The organism is Paenibacillus profundus (assembly GCF_021369635.1).
GTDB lineage: Bacteria > Bacillota > Bacilli > Paenibacillales > Paenibacillaceae > Paenibacillus_B > Paenibacillus_B profundus.
The window spans coordinates 198,093-215,839 of sequence record NZ_JAJNBZ010000006.1; the positions used below are offsets into that span (position 1 = coordinate 198,093).

Genomic DNA, 17,747 nt, shown 5'->3' on the forward strand with positions numbered 1-17,747 from the left:
TGCGAGCTTGTCGAGAAAGTGGTTCATTCTGAGAATAGATGTTACAGGGAGTCGGTTACCTACTTCCTGTCACTGTTGTCTGCGGTGTGTCAGAACTATATATCCTCTCTAACATGTTCAACTTCCTTTATCCATCCAATTATTTGATAGAAACTTGCCCGATCTTGACCTGTTTTGGTGCTACACAATCCTGCCCGTAGCTTAATCGAGTAGGAGGGGGTGCCTAACCCCCGTCCTCTCACACCACCGTACGTACCGTTCGGTATACGGCGGTTCATGTTATATTCCGCAGAAGATTATATCTATACATTAGACTTCTCAGCCCTTGCTTTAACCAGTATTCGTTACTCAATGTACGACTGAGAATTGGACTGTACGCACTACGCCAATATTTCTTCCGCGTATTCCCCCATTCCCATGCTTTCCCTTTCGGAATACCTAATGCTATCAGGTTCCTAACCCTAGTCCTTGGCAGTTTCCACTGTTTCCAGATGCACATTCGCAATCTTCTACGTATCCATGAATCGAGTGCACGAAAGATAGATGGTGTATCAGCTAACGCGTAGTATCCGCACCACCCCGTCAGATACTGATTCAGTTCTCTTATCCGCTCTTTCATTGAGATTGGACTTTTCCGCGCGGTGAGTTCCTTTATCTTTGCTTTTACTCGCTGCAAAGATGTCTGGGATATCCTTACCTTCGGGTTTGCTTTATCCGCACTAAAACTGAATCCGAGAAACTTTCGTTTCCATGGACGGTCTACCGCACTTTTCGCTTGGTTCACCTTTAGCTTTAGCTTCTTCTCAATGAACTGCGTTATCGAATGCTTTACTCGGTTTCCTGCCTTCCATGTCTTTACGTAGATATTGCAGTCATCTGCGTACCTCACAAATTTTAAGCTTCTCTGTTCCAATTCCTTATCCAACTCGTCTAGTACAATATTGGACAGTAGCGGACTCAGCGGGCCTCCTTGCGGGGTTCCTTCTCGGCTCAGTTGTACGAGTCCATCTTGGAGTATCCCCGATTGTAGGTACTTTCGAATTAGCTTTAACAGCATCTTATCCGTTATTCGCTCTGCCAGTCTCGCCATCAGTCGGTCATGGTGAACCAGGTCAAAGAATTTCTCCAGATCAATGTCTACCACGATCCGGTATCCTTCTTGCATGAATTGTTTCGCCTTCCTTACTGCGCCATGCCCTCGCCTTTGTGGACGAAATCCATAGCTATGTTCGGAAAACGTAGGGTCGAATACAGGAGTCAATACCTGCATAATCGCTTGTTGAATAAATCGGTCTGTCACGGTTGGTATACCTAATAACAGAGTTCCGCCGTTCGGTTTCGGGATTTCGACCCGACGGACTGGACTTGGCTCATAGGTTCCCTGTTTCAAGCTTTGACGAATGGTTCGCCAATTTTGTAGAATGTGGACTCGTAACTCCTTTACGGTCATTCCATCTACGCCATGGCTCCCTTTGTTCGCCTCAACGCGTTTTAGCGCTGTCAGCAAGTTCTCCCCTGACAATAGTAGTTCTATCATTCGTTGATATACTCCTTGCGTGAATTGTTCTTCTGTTCATGCCGCTGTAAGCTCAGCCCTTCTGAATACCCTCGCGTATTCACCGCTACTTTCTCCAGATAGGTCTCCGAAAAAAAAACAGGAGATTGTCTGCCTTTATCACTTACATTCGAAATCCAAGTCGTTCAATTCCTATAACATGTTCGGCCCTTCCGACCATTGTCGTCACAACTGTCGTACTATGACCTCTGCTGACTTCTGTATGTTCAGTCTGCTTTCACAAGCAGATTTACAGAGTTACTCTGCATTCATACAGATCTCCCCAGGTAAGAGCGCTATCTTCCTCTCCATCTATCTGCTTCATTTACTCTCGTATGCCTTTGGCAGTAAGGACTTTGGTTTGTTATGCAACCTCATCCAACATACGCTAGCCTTATATGAAGTTCGTGTTCCTCAGACCGGAGATTTGCCGCCGACTTCCTTCAGATTCGACCTCGCGGTCGACACCCTTGTCTTAAGCTACGGCTACTACTGCCTTCACCGTTCGGGACTTGAACCCTAGAGATAGCGCCCACCCCATGCTGGGCGCACATAAAATGAGCAGGCTGCCGCAGCCTGCTCATCAATGTGTGTAATTCAACTATCGTGTCCCGTTAGCTCAATGATCCGGACTTCTACTGGTTCATCGAGAACATAACCTAAACACAAAGTACAGAGTACAGTTTGACCACTAAATATACATAAACACAAAGCTAATCTCCATTTTGAAATGCTCTTTTGCCCAATTGTGATAGCCGCACGACCCGGTAACCCGGCTCATCTCCAGTCGCGAACTCCGATGGCTACGGTGTGCTTTAACGTCCCCTCGGTAATTCATCTCAGCCAAATGCCAAGCATCTGCTGCATCTGTTTTCACCTTACGAAGCTGTGTGCCTTTCGATCGTTTCACTTGCAGGGGGTTGACGATGTAATGAATCCATCCACTGCGTTTAAGATACCCTACCAGATTTCGATGGAATGTCCGGTTGCCTCAAGGACAACAACGGGCATTGTTACGCGATAGGGGTGCATAAGCCCCTGTATAGCGCAGGTTTCCGCTCTCGTTTTGTAGGGGTAAGGGCTTTACTGCGTGACACACCCATAGTAAAAACGGGGTACGGTTGGTCTATGAATGACCCCCGCGCCCCGTTCTTTATATTATTACACTGTTTTCTTTTTCTGACTAATTGTGTGTATATATTTAATAGTAAGCTTCCATAAGACTTTCCCGAGCCAAAACATTAACACACCAATCACAATAGAAATTGGCAAGAACTGCATTGGGCTTGGTGTAAATGCTCCCATTTCGATTGTTATTCCGGCAATATCATATCCCATAAGATACCCGAAAAATTTAACAATTCCGCCTATCGGCGTAATAACTCCGCCAATCATTAAAGCAATGGAAAGAGTACTGATGAACGGCAAAAGTAACATACCGCTGACGCCTGCAAAGCTGCTACAAAATGCAAATATTTCGCCGAATTTACGCCAACTAAATTTACTGTTCTTTGAAATGGCTTCACCTAAGTATGCTTTCGCTAATTCTTTTGGGTTTCCTAACCGTTCGATGATTTGCTCAGAAGATACACCATTATTTTGCAATTCAAGCATTACGCTTTTGATTTCTTTTACAATGTCAATACGCTCGGAATCGGACATAGATTTCAAATACTTTTCAATTTTTACAAGATAGTCATTCATAATTTTATCCAAAGTTTAACTCTCCTTTAATTTCTGATATAGCTGTTAATAAATTATCCCATTCTAAGGACATCGCGTTTAAGTACTCGTTTCCTTTTTCTGTAAGGGTATAATATTTTCTCGGTGGCAAGCCTTCTGTACTTTCTTGCCAAGATGAAGAAATATATTCTTCTTTCAATAATCTTCTAAGCAGTGGATAAATTGTATTTTCTTTTGCAGCAACAATAGGATACTGCTCTAACTTACTTATGATTTCATACCCATAATATGGTCGTTGCTTTATTAGCAATAGAATACAAAAATCGAGTGTTCCTCGCTTAATTTGTGATTTCCAATCATCTACATTCATGTATTGTACCTCCTGCATATATATCGTACAACACAGTACTATATTTATCAATAGTAAATTCCGTACCAACAACCGCCGAACGCAAGCAGAAACAGCGGGCAATGTTACGCAATAGGGGCGCAAAAACCCCTTGTATTGCGCGGGTTTTCCGGGCGCGTTTTGAGAGGGTAAGGTTTAAAAAGTTGCCGCCATAATTCCAAAAAGCCCCAAATTTATTTTTAAAAGTAAGTTGGGGCTTTTGAACCAGAAAGGTATATTTTTAACTATAAAAACTATGACAAAATTTATCCGTATTTTCCGTTTTCCTTTTTTCCTATTTGCTAAATTCAGCAAGTAAAATATTTTTAAAAGGATTAGGACTGTTATCTCTACCCAAACTGTTCAAACTGACGACCAACGTATGCTTGCCTCCAAGTGTACCTCCAGCAATAGTAGAAAACCCTAGAATGCCACCTGTGTGTCCCCATATCGAGACACCGTTTGGAAGCTTAGTTTCAAAGATTCCAAGACCATATCCATCGATTCCTGCTCTTCCTGTAGGAACTGTAGTAAGCATTTGTTTTAGTTGCTGTTCCTTCAGTAATTTGCCACCGAGCAAGGAAGAGAAGAATTTATTTAAGTTATCAGCAGTAGAAATCATATCTCCAGCCGAGCTACCTGCACTTGGATTATAATAAGTAACGTCTTTTATCTCACTTGCTTCGTCTGGTTGGGAATATCCCCGAGCATGCTTGGTGCCTGGAATAACGCTTGAATTGCCAGGTAGGAATGTATCCGACAATTCAAGCGGTTCAATAATCCGATTTTCAATCTCTTCTGCGTAGCTGTTTCCGGTTACTTTTTCAATAAGAATACCCAGTAATACGTATCCCGTGTTTGAATAAGACCAGCCCTTTCCTGGGACAAAGTCTGGGGGCAGAGAAATCCCCATCTTCACTATTTCATCAGCCGTATACGATTTTTTTGTATCCATAAAATCAGCGTCTTTTGACCTTGAGTATTCAGCGATACCACTTGTATGGTTCAATATCTGCCGGATGGTAATCTGTTTACCATTATATCCGTTTCCTTGAATGACACCAGGCAACCATTTTTCGATGGAGTCGTCTAGATTTAAGCGGTTCTCTCCAGCTAATTGAAGTACAACCGTTGCGGTGAACGTCTTCGTCACGCTGCCAATGCGAAATCGAAAATCTGTTTCCATTGGTTTCTTGGTGCTCAGATTCGCTACCCCAGCGGCATAACCCCACGTTTTTCCACCCTCAGAAGTTTTAGCAAGTATCCCTGGGAATCCAAGTTGCAATGTATCCCGCATTGCTTGCTTGACGGAATTATGATCTCGTTGAGTGGTTGTTTGTAACGAACTAGATACATTTTGAGTGGGCTCTGCTTTTACAATTGAGGTTGGCGATGTGTATAGCAGGGAACTTCCAGTTATTAAAAGGGCCAGACTTGCAAATGTAATTTGACTACGTATTTTCATAAGGCATTCCTCTTCTCTATTAATATTGTAAGTTTGTAATCATCTTCATAATTGTTGTTTTACCAACGCCATTCTGTCCTAACAAGCGGTAAATTCCTCTTTTTTTCGCATCCCAGAAATTAATTCTTTTCCTTAAAATACTCTGTTAACTGGTTTGTTTTTCATATATTCGTCATATCTGTTCCGCCTTTCACACCCACCTCCTGCATATACATCGTACAACACAGTACCTCAATTATCAATAGTATATCAGATTTTTTTATTCAATGAGAGATATTTGAAAGAAATTCAGTATCAACAACAGCCGAGCGCAAGCAGAAACAGCGGGATGTTACGCAATAGGGGCGCATATGCCCTTGTATAGTGCTGGTTTCCGGGCGCGTTTTGAGAGGAGCAAGGGTTTTATACCTTTTCCCTCAAAATCATCGTTCTGCTGCGTGACACACCCATAGTAAAAACGGGGTGCGGTTGGTCTATGAATGACCGCCGCGCCCCGTTCTTTTTTTGTGCTTATGGTTCAGTTTCCTTTTGCCGTTCGGCTTCTCTTGGCTGTCGCAAAATCCCATCAATGTTCCGCTTGATAACGTCGTATTCCTTTACCTGCTTTTTCAGTTTCCCATAGTCGGTATACAGCTTTTCCTCTTGAAGCCTTTTGTATTCCGCTTGCAGGGCGGCGATGTTCGGGAGCCTGCCGCCGATCTGCGCTGCCTTTAATACTTTGGTGGCTGCTTCATACAAAAAATACTGCTTTCGTGCCCTGCGCGACGCCTTGTTTGACAACGGCTTCAAACGCCTTGCGTTTAGTGTTGTCCAGAAGTTTTGCATAGCTCATTGTCATCTCTGGAGATGCATGGGCCAATAACTCCTGGACGGTTAATATATCTGCACCGCCGTTTAGCATCTTAATTGCATAGGTGTGACGAAATTGATGAGTTTTAAAGTAGAATACGTTACCGCATTCATCTGTGATATTCACATTCTTTACCAAGCTGTTCAATTTCTCTCCAACCCATAATTGAGAATAAGGTCTACCTTTCCTTGGACCACGAATTCTTATGAAAATATATCTTTCTGGATTGTTGTCTTCATTACTGTTCTCAATTGAATTTTTAATTAAAGCCGCTGTTCTTAATTTTCGAGAAGTCAATAAAATATTGAGATTTCGACATATTATAATTTATCTTATATGTATCATACAAAATTCGAATGTCCCAACGGTCTTTGTCCCATTCCTCGCGAGCATCGATTAGTTGTGATATAGAAAAGCGCATATGTCTTAAAAAATGTGCAATTGAACATTTGATTATTTGTTCTCCGTACACATCATGTTCCCTTATTGTATGTGTGCGGATGTTCTGTTTCTCTAACCAGAATAACCATTCCCGATCTGACTTACCAATGTCCAAATCAAGTAGTGATCCTAGTCGAGGGTGTTTTTCATTAAGAAATCTTGTGAGCTGGTTTATGTTCGTGAAATTAGTTCCGAATAAGCTTGAAAAAGACCAATCCTCATTAAATAACTTATGGAACACAACATACTTCATTTCAAGATTAACAAATGGGCTATAAAACTCGAACCGAATGTTTTTATTAGATCGATTATATTTTTTTCGCTGATCATGAAAATTAGTTATAAAACCTATCACATCTACACTCCAAACGTTTTCAGTCAAGAAATAGGGATTCTCAACTTTGCGAAACGACACAGATCCATCAGCATTAACTAACCGTTCCTCTATTTACGATACTATAATTAATACGGCTAATACTTTATTTCCAGTCTAATACTTTATTTTCTCAAGACATTTAGTCAAGCCCAGCTCAAGACTGGCACCCTATTCCTGAATAAATCAAATGCTTCTTATTAAAAATATGTTCTTCTCTTTCAAATGTAAATCCTATTTTTTCTGCTACTCTGATGGATTGAATATTGTTTGGAGCGATAATGCTTACCAGTTTGTTTTTCTTTAATTGTTGGAACCCGTATTCTTTACATTTTAACGCTGCTTCGGTAGCAAATCCTTTCGACCAGTATCTTTTATTGATATGATATCCAATTTCCACTTCAGCTGCCCCGTTAATGATTTGTGTTATAAGTCCACAATCTCCTATCACTTCATCCGTATCTTTTAAACACACCGCCCATAATCCAAAGCCATCCGCTTTATACCTCCCTTGATTGCGAGAAATCCAAGCATGTGTTTGTTCCATTGTAAATGGAGCTGGATAAAATCTCATCGATTCCGCATCCGAAAATATATCGTGTAAGGCGGAAGCATCGTCTGCTTCGAAATATCTTAAATAGAGTCTTTCTGTTTCTAAAATGAAACTCATCCTAAACTGTCTCCCTTAACCTATGGCATTACATTCTATTATATACAAAGAATAAGCCCTCAAGATTATACATCTCGAAGGCCGCATGTAAAACATTTGCAATATTTATGCTTTTTCTTCTTCTATACTCGATAAAACCTTGAATTGCATCTGCATTCCTGCCCCTGCCTGCATATTCAGCAAGTTGATAACATCCTTCGTATTCTGAGTCATTCCATCTTCATTTGCATATTGTTTACCGGAAAGGCGGTGCAGATCGTTACCGGCACTTATGGATTCGTCCTCGGCTTGCTTTGCTTCACTTAACAAAATTTTGGTGCCGTCCGGCCTAATGATATATTGCCGCACATAAGCCCCTTCCCTACAAGTAACTAACTTCCCTTTTTTCTCCTCACCTTGCTTATCCTCTGTCTTCTCCGCCTCTTTTTCCATAAGCACAGAACTAAACAACTCTTTGTTCGCATTGGAATTCGCTCGTTGAGCGGTAAACGTATGGCTTCCACCAGAATGAATACGCATACTCACACTTCCTTTTTGCACATGATAATTACTCTAAATAATATAGCTCTTACCTGAATATCGGAAAATAACGTTTAAAAGTTAACCTTGCTTCCATTCACAGAGAGCAAGACTTAAAATTGATATGAATATATCAAATGGTTTCTTCGAGGAGGTTCACATGGTTACCGAAAAACGAGCAACTTTCAATGAAGTCGCTGAGCTATACGATAAAGCCGGGAATCATTATCCAGACTCCCTATTTGACGAATTGCACAAGCTTACGCAACTGCCTTCCGCTGCACGCATTTTGGAAATCGGTTCGGGCACGGGAATCGCCACGCTTCCGCTTGCAGAACGAGGCTATCGCATCATCGGGGTCGAACTTGGACACGATATGGCAGCAGTCGCACGGCATAAGCTAGCCGCTTTCTCCAATGTCGATATTCAGCTTGCCTCCTTCGAAGATTGGCAGCCTCCGGCAGAGCCGTTCGATCTGGTCCTTTCCGCAACTGCATTTCATTGGCTTGATCCGGACATCCGGTTCCAGAAGACAGCTTCTGTACTGAAAGACAGAGGGCATCTGGCAATCGTAAAATATCATCATATCGCGGGTGGCGATCAGTCCTTCTTTGACCAAGTGCAGTTATGCTATGAACAATATAAGCCACACTCAGAACAGCTCCAACTTCCCCGCATGGAGGATATGTATCCCGACACAGAAGAGCTTGTACAGTGCGGATTGTATGAGCAGCCTGTCATACGAAGGTATGTCACGGAGGAAACCTATAATCGTCAACAATATCTCGATTTATTAGCAACGTATTCCGATCACCGAACTCTTGAACCATTGACTCGACAGCGTCTTTTTGAATGCATAGGGACTCTTATTGATAACGATTATGATGGTAAAGTGAGAAAATGTTACTTACATGAGCTCATCTTGGCACGCAAAGCTTAGTATTTAACAGAATTAATGATGGCACGCCTAATCTATCTTCACTGTTATGTATATTTCGGTATGAGGCAATTACAATGTGCCCACAGGAGAGATTGATTCGTATAAAGAAACCGAGCGAAGCGGACGGAGGATCCGTCCACTTCGCTCGGTTTAAATTGTCGGCTGGCGCCTAGTAGAGCACTACGTGACAGGTTGCTTCTGATAGGTTCCTTTAATGAATTGGTACATCCAATCGTACAATTCGCGTGCGCGCGGATCGGTGCTGCGGGCGCTTTCCAAGAGTCCGTCCACGCCCTGATAGTATGCCTTGAAGGCCCCTGTCATGAATCCGTTATCCACACCGCTGTTCAGATATTCAAGATACCGCTTACGGAATTCCGGATCATGATTCATCCGTTCATCTGTTTCCATTTCAACCCCAAGTCCGTGATGTCTCGCCAAGTAAGCAGCATCATCAACTCGTGCTGCCTGCGTTCCGTCGAAATAGTGGTTCGGTTGCAGTACGGTTGCATCGAATCCGAGAGCTCTTCCTGCAAAGTTCATGTTCGCAGAGAAGAACGGAATCCAGAAAAATTTCTTGCCTGCTTGGTGCACCAAGTCACGTGAATAGCTAAGCAGATTCATATCAACGGATTCTCTTCCATGCTCTACGTCTTCGGCCAACCAGTACATGCCAACCAAATCCAGTCGATCATAGTGACCTTGCAACCAACGTTCTTTCACTTGATTCATATACCATTGAATCGCCTTCGTACGGTTAGCAAAAGCTGCTTCTTCGCCAACTTCGGCAGCATTGAAATTTTCGGACACGCCGTCGCCGTCCACATCGCCAAAGTCAGAAATCTTTTCGCCTGCATACGGAATCATCAATACGACTTTCACTTTATGATTGGAATCATTGAGCTTGGCTCCGGCTTCTTTAACTGCTTCGTTTAAGTTAGCCATGTCACCATCCGCTTTGAACGTCTTATCTAAGTACCAGTTCCAATCGCTTAATAAGGCAGTGCTGCCGAAGTCACGCTGATCATCATCTGTTTTCAGCCCCAAATACAGCACCCCGTCATACATCCAGTCCGTCGAATTGCCCTGCTCGTCGACATAGCTGACGTATGGGATGATATTGTCTTTCTTCCAGTCGCCGCGGTCATTTTCATATTTGCCGTTGTACAATAACAACAAATCACGAATGTCCGCCGTATCACGACCTGGCTTCAAATAACCAGGTGTAACCGGTTTCAAATTAAAAGCATCATTTGTCTTCCCATCAACGCCATAGATCTCAACTTCGTCTAAGAATACCCACACCGTAGTCGTTATTGCTACTTTCACGTAACGAGCATACGCTTTACTCGCGTTGCGGGAAGGATGAGGAACACCGTCCACTTTACCATCCCATACGTAATCAACGCCAGTAGCAGTCTTATCTGCCCAGATCGGTTCCGGAGAAGCCATATGCTTCACAGGCGCCCAGTTCTGTCCGTCTTCCGACACATAGTAAGAGAGTATATTCGGACTGTAAATTGCAGCAGGGCCTTCATACAAAAAATGCGTTTTAATGCGTCCTACCGATTTGTTCTCACCCAGATCAAACGTAATCTCACGCGTTTTTCCACCTAAAAATGCGACCCAAGCAGAATCCCAGAACGCGTTCAGATCTCCAAACTTTCCATCCGTCAATCTGTTCCCGTTATCTTGATGCTCTTGGTGCGGCGCTTCGGAATACGAATATGTGCTGTGCGGCGCTAAGTTTTTCATCTCTCGAGCCTCACCTCCTTCGGCATATGATACTTGCACGGTTGACAACATCAAGACCGCGGCAAGCAACAAAGAGGCCCATTTCTTTATCTTATTCATTAGCTGGTCTCCTTCCCCTTGTTAAAGTGGCTGAGGCTCATGTTGTTACTCTATTATAGATCGGAGAAATTCGACAAATTATAATTATAGTTCAAAAAACCTGTACAATTTTCCAGAATGATGACATCTAGTCGGCAGCATTATCTTGAGCGGATCGATACATGGGCTTCCAATTAAGGATAAACACAGTGAGACTCGCTGTATATTCCATACTGGAATGCGCATTCTACACAATATGGTGATGATAATGAGAGATCTATCGTTATTGAAAATTCCAACATGGGACATATGGCTGGCGGCTGGGTTCAGCTTCCTAGCTCCCTATCTTGTCTACAGGCTATTCCACTGGCTCGGCACGAACGAGCAATTCATGAAACGGTGGAAATCGTTAAAATCCAAACCGAAAGCCTCGGCCCAGCCGACACTGTGCTCTCAGCTGCGGCAGCCGCCGGAGAAGACAGAGGATGAAGCAATGCTGCACCGATCGCTGAACCAAAATGTGGATGCAATCTGCAAGCAGATCGGGGACAATACAGACTTGTACCTGCGTCCATTTCAATTCGGACAGCACATGAAAGCCATGCTGCTGTACATGGACTGCGCGACCGACAAGCAGCTGCTGGACGAATTTGTTTTGAAACCGCTCATGAGACTGTCTTCTGATGGAGTTACAGACCGGATGGATCCGAATCGATTCGTCCGTCGACTCCGTCTCGAATGGATTCCGATGAGCGAGCTCGAAGACACGGCCAGCCTGACTCGGTCCATCTCGGCAATGCTGGTTGGTTCCGCCGTCTTGCTCGTAGACGGATCCGACCACGCCATTCTTATCGGCGCTAAGACGAAGCTGCTGCGCGCTATCGACGAACCCTCGACCGAGGCGCTCGTACGCGGTCCGCGCCTTGGCTTCATCGAGTCGCTGCGCGCCAACACCGTTATCCTCCGCGACCGGACGAACGATCCGAACTTCAAAGTAATCGGCTTCGAGCTCGGCCAGCGCAACCGGAAGAAAGTGTCCCTCTTCTACGTTCAGGACATCGCTCAACCCGAACTCGTCGAAGAAGTGAAGCGGAGAATCAGCCAGATTGACGTTGACGACTTGCCCGAATCGGGCTATATCGAGCAGTTGATCGAGGACAACTATATGTCCCCTTTCCCACAGCTGCAAACTACGGAACGACCCGACCGGGTCATTGCCGGACTATTGGAAGGACGGGTCGCCATCATGCTGGACGGGTCGCCGTTCGCGCTCATCGCGCCCGTCACCTTCAACATGCTGCTGCAGACGCCAGAGGATTACTACACCCGCTGGATCCCGGGATCGCTTCTCCGCGTGCTGCGTTATGTATCAGCCTTCGTATCCTTGTTCGGGCCTGCGCTGTACATCGCCTTCATCTCGTTCCATCAAGGTCTTATCCCGACGAAGCTTGCCATCTCGATGTCAGGCACGCGCGAAGGGGTACCGTTCCCGCCCTTGGTCGAAGCGCTGATGATGGAAATAGCGATCGAAATTTTGCGCGAGGCGGGCCTGCGCCTGCCAAAACCAGTCGGGCAAGCCGTCGGGCTGGTCGGCGGACTCGTCATCGGGACGGCGGCGGTGGAAGCCCACCTTGTCAGCCCGCTTATGGTCATCGTCGTTGCCTTGACGGCGATTACGTCCTTCGCCATTCCACAGTATGAGGCGGGCGTTGCCATTCGGATGCTGCGTTTCATCGTGATGTTCTGCGCAGCCACCCTGGGGCTGTACGGCATCATCCTTTTCATCCTCATGCTGCTGACGCATGTCGTCAAGCTGAAGAGCTTCGGCTTGCCTTACGTCTCGCCGGCCGTGCCGTTCCGGTCTAACGACTGGCAGGACTTTCTGTTAAGGCTGCCATTGTTCAAGCTGGTGCTTCGGCCGCGCATGCTGAAGCCGCAAGACCAGCAGCGGGAAACTGACATCGCGAAGAAAGGAGGAGATAGGGATGGGTCCGGCCGCCAATCTCAATCCTGATGACCTATCGCCAACCCAAGTCGCCGTCATTCTGGCGAATGCCATACTCGGCACGGGTATTCTTACGCTGCCACGCCTCCTCGCCGTCGCGATGGATACGCCAGACGGTTGGGTTCCGATCATGATCGGGGGCCTCATCGTAATTGCCTTCGCGTCGTGGCTGGTGAAGATTGGGTCCCGGTATCCGGGACAAACGTTTTTCGACTACAGCCCGACGCTGTTCGGCGTCTGGTTGAGCCGGCTGATTGTCGGTGTCATGATCGTGTACTTCGTCTGCATTGCTGCTTACGAAGTTCGCGTGCTCGCGGAAGTGGTCGATATGTTCTTGCTGGAGCAAACGCCCAAATCCGTCATCATCATTACGATGATGTGCGTGTCGGCCTACCTTGTCTTCGGAGGGATCGGAGCCATTTCCCGCATGTGCGGTCTGCTGCTGCCGCTGACGGTGCTGGTGCTGTTCTTCTGTTTTGCGCTGAGTATGAAGAGCTTCGATGCCAACAATTTACGTCCGGTGCTCGGGGAAGGTGTATACCCCGTCTTGAAGGGCATCTGGCCGTCCGCCATGAATTTTCTGGGGTTTGAGATTATGTATATCCTTCCCGGCCGCATGAAACATCCCAAAAAAGCTTACCGGGCGGTGTGGTATGGCATCATCATCGTGGTCGCGGTCTATTCATTCAGTTATATAGCCGTCATCGGAGGGCTGTCGACCGAAGCGACGAAGACGGTCACTTGGCCGTTGATTTCGCTTATCCGTTCGTTTGAGTACACCGGCATCTTGTTCGAACGGTTCGATTCGTTCCTGATGGCGATATGGATTATGCAGATTTATACAGCGTTCATGTTGTTTCACTATTTGCTCGTCTCATCGCTGAAGGTGTTCGGAGTGCGGCGGCCATATGGAGGCGCGTTTGCTGTGCTGCCCGTCATCTATATACTGGCCATGCTGCCTCGCAGCACATTCGCCATTCTGTCTTTGTTCCGGTATGTGGAATATTTATTTCTCTTCACTATCGGGGTCGTGCCTGCGCTCTGCATGGTAATGAATTGGATTCGGAGGCGATCGCAACATGAAGCCTAATTGCAAGCTTAAGCTGCGTCGGCACCTCGCACGCTGGTCATGTCTGCTGCTCGCCTCGCTCGTGCTGCCCGGTTGCTGGGATGCCCGCATGATCAACCAATTGTCCATCACGAGCGGGGTCGCTCTGGATCAAGCTCCTCCGGAGCTGATGACCGAGGAAGGAGCAGTCGGAAGGAACAACGGCAATCTGCCCCAGAACCCGGACCGCCTGCAGGTGACCTTCGAAATCATTATTCCGAAGATTGCGTCCGGCATGCCGTCCGGCTCGTCCACGGTGAAGCCGTTCACGAACATTACAGTGACTGGGGATACCATGCACGAATTGACGCGGCGCATCGCCCTCGAGACGAATCCCATCTTCGCAGAGCACGCCAAAGTCATCTTAATTAGCCGCCAGCTGGCTGAAAAAGTCGATTTAATCAGGCTGCTCAATATGTTCTACCGTGACGAAGGTTACCGGGAGAGCTGCGTTATTTTCCTTACGGAAAGCGATGCGAAATCCGTGTTCTCGGTAAAAGGGAACGACATCCCTACGGACACCATTATGAGCATCGCGGACAATCAATTCCGCTCCACGCGGGTGCTTCCGCTATTGACGCTGCAGAAGACGATGGAGAAATTGACGAACGGCACGAGCTTCGTGCTTCAAAGCCTGAATGTATACAACGGCAAGCTAATGTTCCATAGCGGTGCCGTTATAGACGGCGCCACCAAACGGTTTACTGGTTATATGGGAGCATTGGAAATGCAGGGGCTTGCTTGGCTGCACGGTAAAAAAACCGGCGGACTCGTACGGATTCCGGAGTTCGAGGGCAAACCATCTTTCGTATACGAAGTCAAAAAGATGACTTCCCGCATCATCCCGGTCGTGAACGGCGATCAGATTTCCTTCCGGGTTCAGATCAGATCCCGCGGACGCATCTCGGAGGACTGGCGTCCCTTGCAGATAACGGAGAACAAGCTGGATATCGAACGGCTGCTGCAGGATTCCCGCCGAGACGTCGAACGCGAAATCCGCCTGATGACGCAAAAAACGCTGGACCTGATTCAGCGCAAGTACCAGACCGACATCATCGGCTGCAGCAACGAGCTGCGCATTCATCATCCGCAAGTATGGGCCAAGGTAAAGCCGCAATGGAAGCGCATTTTCGCTGAAGCTCCCATAACGGTGGACGTCTCGGTTGACATCGAGGATTTTGGCCTGGAGAATATGCAGTTGCAAAAAAGATAACTTTCAATGAAAACAACCTTAGCGCCTTACAGGCGGCTAAGGTTGTTTTCTGTGTTGCTGGATACGCTCCTTATTGCGCGTGAGGGATTTCTGCAGGTGTCTCTATATGCGCCGGCCCCATGGCGGCATTGCTGACATGGACAGACTCCGAATTGTTTCTCACTCCGGCCGCTTTGATGACAAAATGATAGCTTTTGCTTGAATCAACGTTCTTCAATGTATATTTATACTCGGCTTGACCTGCGACTGCCGGGATGTACAGACTCCAATTTTTGCCCACCTTTTCACCTTGCTCATAAATTCTGAATCCTCTGACAGGCTCCGAGGCGCCGGAAGGAGCGTTCCAGGAAATAACCGCTTTTCCGTTCTCGACTTTGATTTTAACCTGCTCGACCTTGGCAGGCTTATCGTCCGTTCTCTTGATGCTGTACTCGTCGTATTTCTTTAAGCCCTCGGCCTTGGCCGCGGTATAAGAGGTAAATTTCAGAACGTCTTTGGAGATAGAAACGTCCGTGAACATTTTTTTGAAAGGTTGAGCGTTAATGGCCGCAAAATAATCATCATACCCTGGATATTTCTCGTAGAACTTTCCGCCCACGGAGTTAGTCATCAGATACACGGTGCCTTTCGGATCAACAACATGGCCATCTTTATCTTTTACAACATTTTTGATGGGCTTATCGTTCAGCATTTGATAGGATCTCATGTACATATGGTCATGCGCTTCGAACACCATATCAATGCCCATTTCATCGAATACGGGTATCAAGTATTTTTTGTAAAACTGGATGCGGCCATCTTCCCACTGTCCTGCATTATCTCCTGCCGAATAAGGCCCTTTGTGGAATGACACAATTTTCCAATTTTTGTCAGTCTTCGCAACTTGATTCCTCATCCAGTCCAATTGGGCATTGAATTCAGGATCCGCCCACTCCAATTCACCTTTCTTATTGAGTCCGCCCTCGAACTGGGAGTTAAATTGCATAAAGAGCGCGTCTCCATATTCAAAAGCATACACGGATCCATCATGAGTGCCTTGAACTACGTCTTTGGGCAAGTTAAAGTGGTTGTAAAAATTGTTATTTTCTGTTGTCTCATCACCGTCGTAATCTTTCACTTCATGACCGCCAAGTACGGGCACGAAAGGAACATTGGCAAATTCACTTTGCGGAATGCCTAGAAACCACTGCCATTGGGATTCCAAATCGCCATTATCCACTAAGTCCCCGGTTAAAATAAAGAACTTCGGATCGCCAATGTGATTGATCGCTCTGCGGAACGTGTCTTGCCACAGCTCGAATGTGGATTTGCTGGAGGCTTGCGAATCCGAGCCTACAATAAAATGGAAACCCTCATTGCCCGCTTGATCGGTGGTGAACGAACCGATAGGGCTCCATCCATCCGCATCCCCGTTGCCTGCACGGTATTTGTATGCCGTACCCGGCTTGAGATTATTGGCTATGACCTTATGGCTCGCAAACTTTGTCTTTTTCTTTGAAGCCCGATCGCTTTTTACCATGAAAGTCTCGATAATCGTGGAACTCCCGGTATATGTAACCGCTTTGGCTTCAGGAAATATACCGTTCACCACCTCGGAGGCTTCAACAACCTGCAGCTTCGTGCCTGTGATGTCTTTCGGCGTGTACCATGCAAATGCCGTGCTTGTTTTGGGATTTCCATTGAGCGTCATATTTAATAATTGGGGCGCTTTCTGGGAAGTGTTCGTTTTTTGCATGCCTTTGACAATGACATCCTTTATTCTGCTTGAACCTGTCTCGCCTATCGAGCCACTTCCTGATACTCTTGCATTTGAGTTCACGACCCAGCGGATATATAGCCGTTCCTGGTCATTGGCATCGCTTGGGAGCGCAGCATCCGACAATGAGCCGGCAGCTTTGTAGTCCGTGCCAAGCACTAGCGCGCCGTTGTTAACATCCTTCCAATTGGCCAAGTCTGTGCTGATTTGAACCTTAAAATCACGAGGCCCTGTGCTTGACGACTTCTGTTGCGAAGCTAAAGTAATATGCTCCAAGCCCTTTGTCGAGAGAGTGGCAACCCAAGCTTTTTTGTCTTTTCCATTGTCCCAGCCTTGGTAACGGATGCTTTTCTCGCTTTCTTCAAACGTAAAGCCCTTTCTGGAGTTCCCCCCAACCTCTTGAACAAGCGTAGAGGAATCTTTATACAGTCCAGATGCAGCGTAGAACACGCCGGGATCGTTCTTCATGTTCTTGAATTCCCATTTCGCCACAATCTCTGTGCTAGCCGCCACTGCCTGTTCTTTCGTCTCGCTTGCAAAGGCCATATTGGAGAATAACAGCATAAACGCTAATAACATGGGGAGCGTTCGATAACACTTCTTTTGCAAAGCGCGATTAACCTGCATTCCATTCCCTCTTTCCTCACAAAGTAAAATGAAAATCTTTACCAAGAAGATGGTAGCACATTTTAATGTTATGCCTTGCCCGTTTACATAAACTATAATTTCGCGTTTAAGAGAGTCTGTTATAGTAGTGGATTTGAATGTTGTGGACTGGCGCGTTGTTGATCAGGATTCATAGTCAAAGAAATACCAGAGGTATGCAATCTGTTCACATTATATGATAGCTTAATTTGAACTTATTGCCTCACTCCCTTTCTAAGTGAACAAAACACGACCAAAAAATGAAATCGATTAAACAGGGATATCATACTCTAACTTGTTTTT

15 protein-coding genes and 1 pseudogene are annotated in these 17,747 nt (G+C 46.0%); 4 read left to right on the forward strand and 12 right to left on the reverse strand.

What is annotated here, in order from left to right; translation table 11 throughout:
* Positions 1-274 precede the first annotated feature (274 nt).
* From ltrA to LQV63_RS10960, 10 genes and pseudogenes are all read right to left on the reverse strand, one after another.
* Positions 275-1,537, reverse strand: a complete 1,263-nt coding sequence (gene ltrA / locus LQV63_RS10920; RefSeq protein ID WP_233696733.1) for a group II intron reverse transcriptase/maturase — start codon at positions 1,535-1,537, stop codon at positions 275-277.
* Positions 1,538-2,246: 709 nt separating this feature from the next.
* On the reverse strand, positions 2,247-2,522 hold the full coding sequence (locus tag LQV63_RS10925) for an IS110 family transposase (protein WP_267933994.1): 276 nt from the start codon (positions 2,520-2,522) through the stop codon (positions 2,247-2,249).
* 194 nt (positions 2,523-2,716) lie between these two features.
* The gene (locus LQV63_RS10930) at positions 2,717-3,271 is read right to left on the reverse strand and encodes a DUF1700 domain-containing protein (RefSeq protein ID WP_233696734.1); all 555 of its coding nucleotides are present in this window, start codon (positions 3,269-3,271) and stop codon (positions 2,717-2,719) included.
* Positions 3,264-3,608: a PadR family transcriptional regulator gene (locus LQV63_RS10935; protein ID WP_019420480.1), complete on the reverse strand. Its 345-nt coding sequence runs from the start codon at positions 3,606-3,608 to the stop codon at positions 3,264-3,266. Before LQV63_RS10935 ends, LQV63_RS10930 begins: the two co-directional genes overlap by 8 nt.
* A 313-nt stretch (positions 3,609-3,921) precedes the next feature.
* Positions 3,922-5,091 carry a serine hydrolase domain-containing protein gene (locus LQV63_RS10940; RefSeq protein ID WP_233696735.1) on the reverse strand — a complete coding sequence of 390 codons (1,170 nt, stop codon included), beginning with the start codon at positions 5,089-5,091 and terminating at the stop codon, positions 3,922-3,924.
* Positions 5,092-5,110: 19 nt separating this feature from the next.
* The gene (locus LQV63_RS32040) at positions 5,111-5,176 is read right to left on the reverse strand and encodes a hypothetical protein (protein ID WP_407672911.1); all 66 of its coding nucleotides are present in this window, start codon (positions 5,174-5,176) and stop codon (positions 5,111-5,113) included.
* A gap of 425 nt (positions 5,177-5,601) precedes the next feature.
* Entirely contained in the window at positions 5,602-5,829 is a 228-nt protein-coding gene (locus LQV63_RS10945; protein ID WP_019420482.1) for a hypothetical protein, read from the reverse strand.
* Positions 5,822-6,214, reverse strand: a pseudogene (locus LQV63_RS10950) (tyrosine-type recombinase/integrase); the annotation flags it as partial. The pseudogene LQV63_RS10950 and the gene LQV63_RS10945, both read right to left, overlap by 8 nt.
* Before the next feature lie 698 nt (positions 6,215-6,912).
* The gene (locus tag LQV63_RS10955) at positions 6,913-7,425 is read right to left on the reverse strand and encodes a GNAT family N-acetyltransferase (RefSeq protein WP_233696737.1); all 513 of its coding nucleotides are present in this window, start codon (positions 7,423-7,425) and stop codon (positions 6,913-6,915) included.
* Positions 7,426-7,530: 105 nt separating this feature from the next.
* Positions 7,531-7,965, reverse strand: coding sequence for a hypothetical protein (locus LQV63_RS10960; protein ID WP_233696738.1), 435 nt, complete (start codon positions 7,963-7,965; stop codon positions 7,531-7,533).
* A 103-nt stretch (positions 7,966-8,068) separates the two neighbouring features.
* On the opposite strand from LQV63_RS10960, the gene LQV63_RS10965 reads away from it, so the two are divergent.
* Positions 8,069-8,884: a class I SAM-dependent methyltransferase gene (locus LQV63_RS10965; protein WP_267933980.1), complete on the forward strand. Its 816-nt coding sequence runs from the start codon at positions 8,069-8,071 to the stop codon at positions 8,882-8,884.
* A 180-nt stretch (positions 8,885-9,064) separates the two neighbouring features.
* On the opposite strand, the gene LQV63_RS10970 is transcribed toward LQV63_RS10965, so the two are convergent.
* Positions 9,065-10,738, reverse strand: a complete 1,674-nt coding sequence (locus LQV63_RS10970; protein WP_233696740.1) for a DUF4855 domain-containing protein — start codon at positions 10,736-10,738, stop codon at positions 9,065-9,067.
* A gap of 370 nt (positions 10,739-11,108) precedes the next feature.
* Here LQV63_RS10970 and LQV63_RS10975 point away from each other — a divergent pair, with 370 nt between their 5' ends.
* From LQV63_RS10975 to LQV63_RS10985, 3 genes are read left to right on the forward strand one after another with little or no spacing between them, the layout of a single operon-like run.
* On the forward strand, positions 11,109-12,731 hold the full coding sequence (locus LQV63_RS10975; protein ID WP_407672912.1) for a spore germination protein: 1,623 nt from the start codon (positions 11,109-11,111) through the stop codon (positions 12,729-12,731).
* On the forward strand, positions 12,703-13,812 hold the full coding sequence (locus LQV63_RS10980; protein ID WP_233696741.1) for a GerAB/ArcD/ProY family transporter: 1,110 nt from the start codon (positions 12,703-12,705) through the stop codon (positions 13,810-13,812). The genes LQV63_RS10975 and LQV63_RS10980 overlap by 29 nt, the downstream gene beginning before the upstream one ends.
* Positions 13,802-15,043 carry a Ger(x)C family spore germination protein gene (locus LQV63_RS10985; protein ID WP_233696742.1) on the forward strand — a complete coding sequence of 414 codons (1,242 nt, stop codon included), beginning with the start codon at positions 13,802-13,804 and terminating at the stop codon, positions 15,041-15,043. The genes LQV63_RS10980 and LQV63_RS10985 overlap by 11 nt, the downstream gene beginning before the upstream one ends.
* Positions 15,044-15,113: 70 nt before the next feature.
* Here LQV63_RS10985 and LQV63_RS10990 read toward each other — a convergent pair whose 3' ends face one another.
* Positions 15,114-17,426, reverse strand: coding sequence for a fibronectin type III domain-containing protein (locus tag LQV63_RS10990; RefSeq protein WP_233696743.1), 2,313 nt, complete (start codon positions 17,424-17,426; stop codon positions 15,114-15,116).
* Positions 17,427-17,747: the final 321 nt, after the last annotated feature.

Excerpts from the sequence above, each read along its gene's own strand:
- ltrA (WP_233696733.1), bottom strand. The coding sequence starts at position 1,537 with ATGATAGAACTACTATTGTCAGGGGAGAACTTGCTGACAGCGCTAAAA.
- LQV63_RS10935 (WP_019420480.1), bottom strand. The coding sequence starts at position 3,608 with ATGAATGTAGATGATTGGAAATCACAAATTAAGCGAGGAACACTCGAT.
- LQV63_RS10940 (WP_233696735.1), bottom strand. The coding sequence starts at position 5,091 with ATGAAAATACGTAGTCAAATTACATTTGCAAGTCTGGCCCTTTTAATA.
- LQV63_RS10955 (WP_233696737.1), bottom strand. The coding sequence starts at position 7,425 with ATGAGTTTCATTTTAGAAACAGAAAGACTCTATTTAAGATATTTCGAA.
- LQV63_RS10965 (WP_267933980.1), top strand. The coding sequence starts at position 8,069 with ATGAATATATCAAATGGTTTCTTCGAGGAGGTTCACATGGTTACCGAA.
- LQV63_RS10970 (WP_233696740.1), bottom strand. The coding sequence starts at position 10,738 with ATGAATAAGATAAAGAAATGGGCCTCTTTGTTGCTTGCCGCGGTCTTG.
- LQV63_RS10975 (WP_407672912.1), top strand. The coding sequence starts at position 11,109 with ATGAAACGGTGGAAATCGTTAAAATCCAAACCGAAAGCCTCGGCCCAG.
- LQV63_RS10980 (WP_233696741.1), top strand. The coding sequence starts at position 12,703 with ATGGGTCCGGCCGCCAATCTCAATCCTGATGACCTATCGCCAACCCAA.
- LQV63_RS10985 (WP_233696742.1), top strand. The coding sequence starts at position 13,802 with ATGAAGCCTAATTGCAAGCTTAAGCTGCGTCGGCACCTCGCACGCTGG.
- LQV63_RS10990 (WP_233696743.1), bottom strand. The coding sequence starts at position 17,426 with ATGCAGGTTAATCGCGCTTTGCAAAAGAAGTGTTATCGAACGCTCCCC.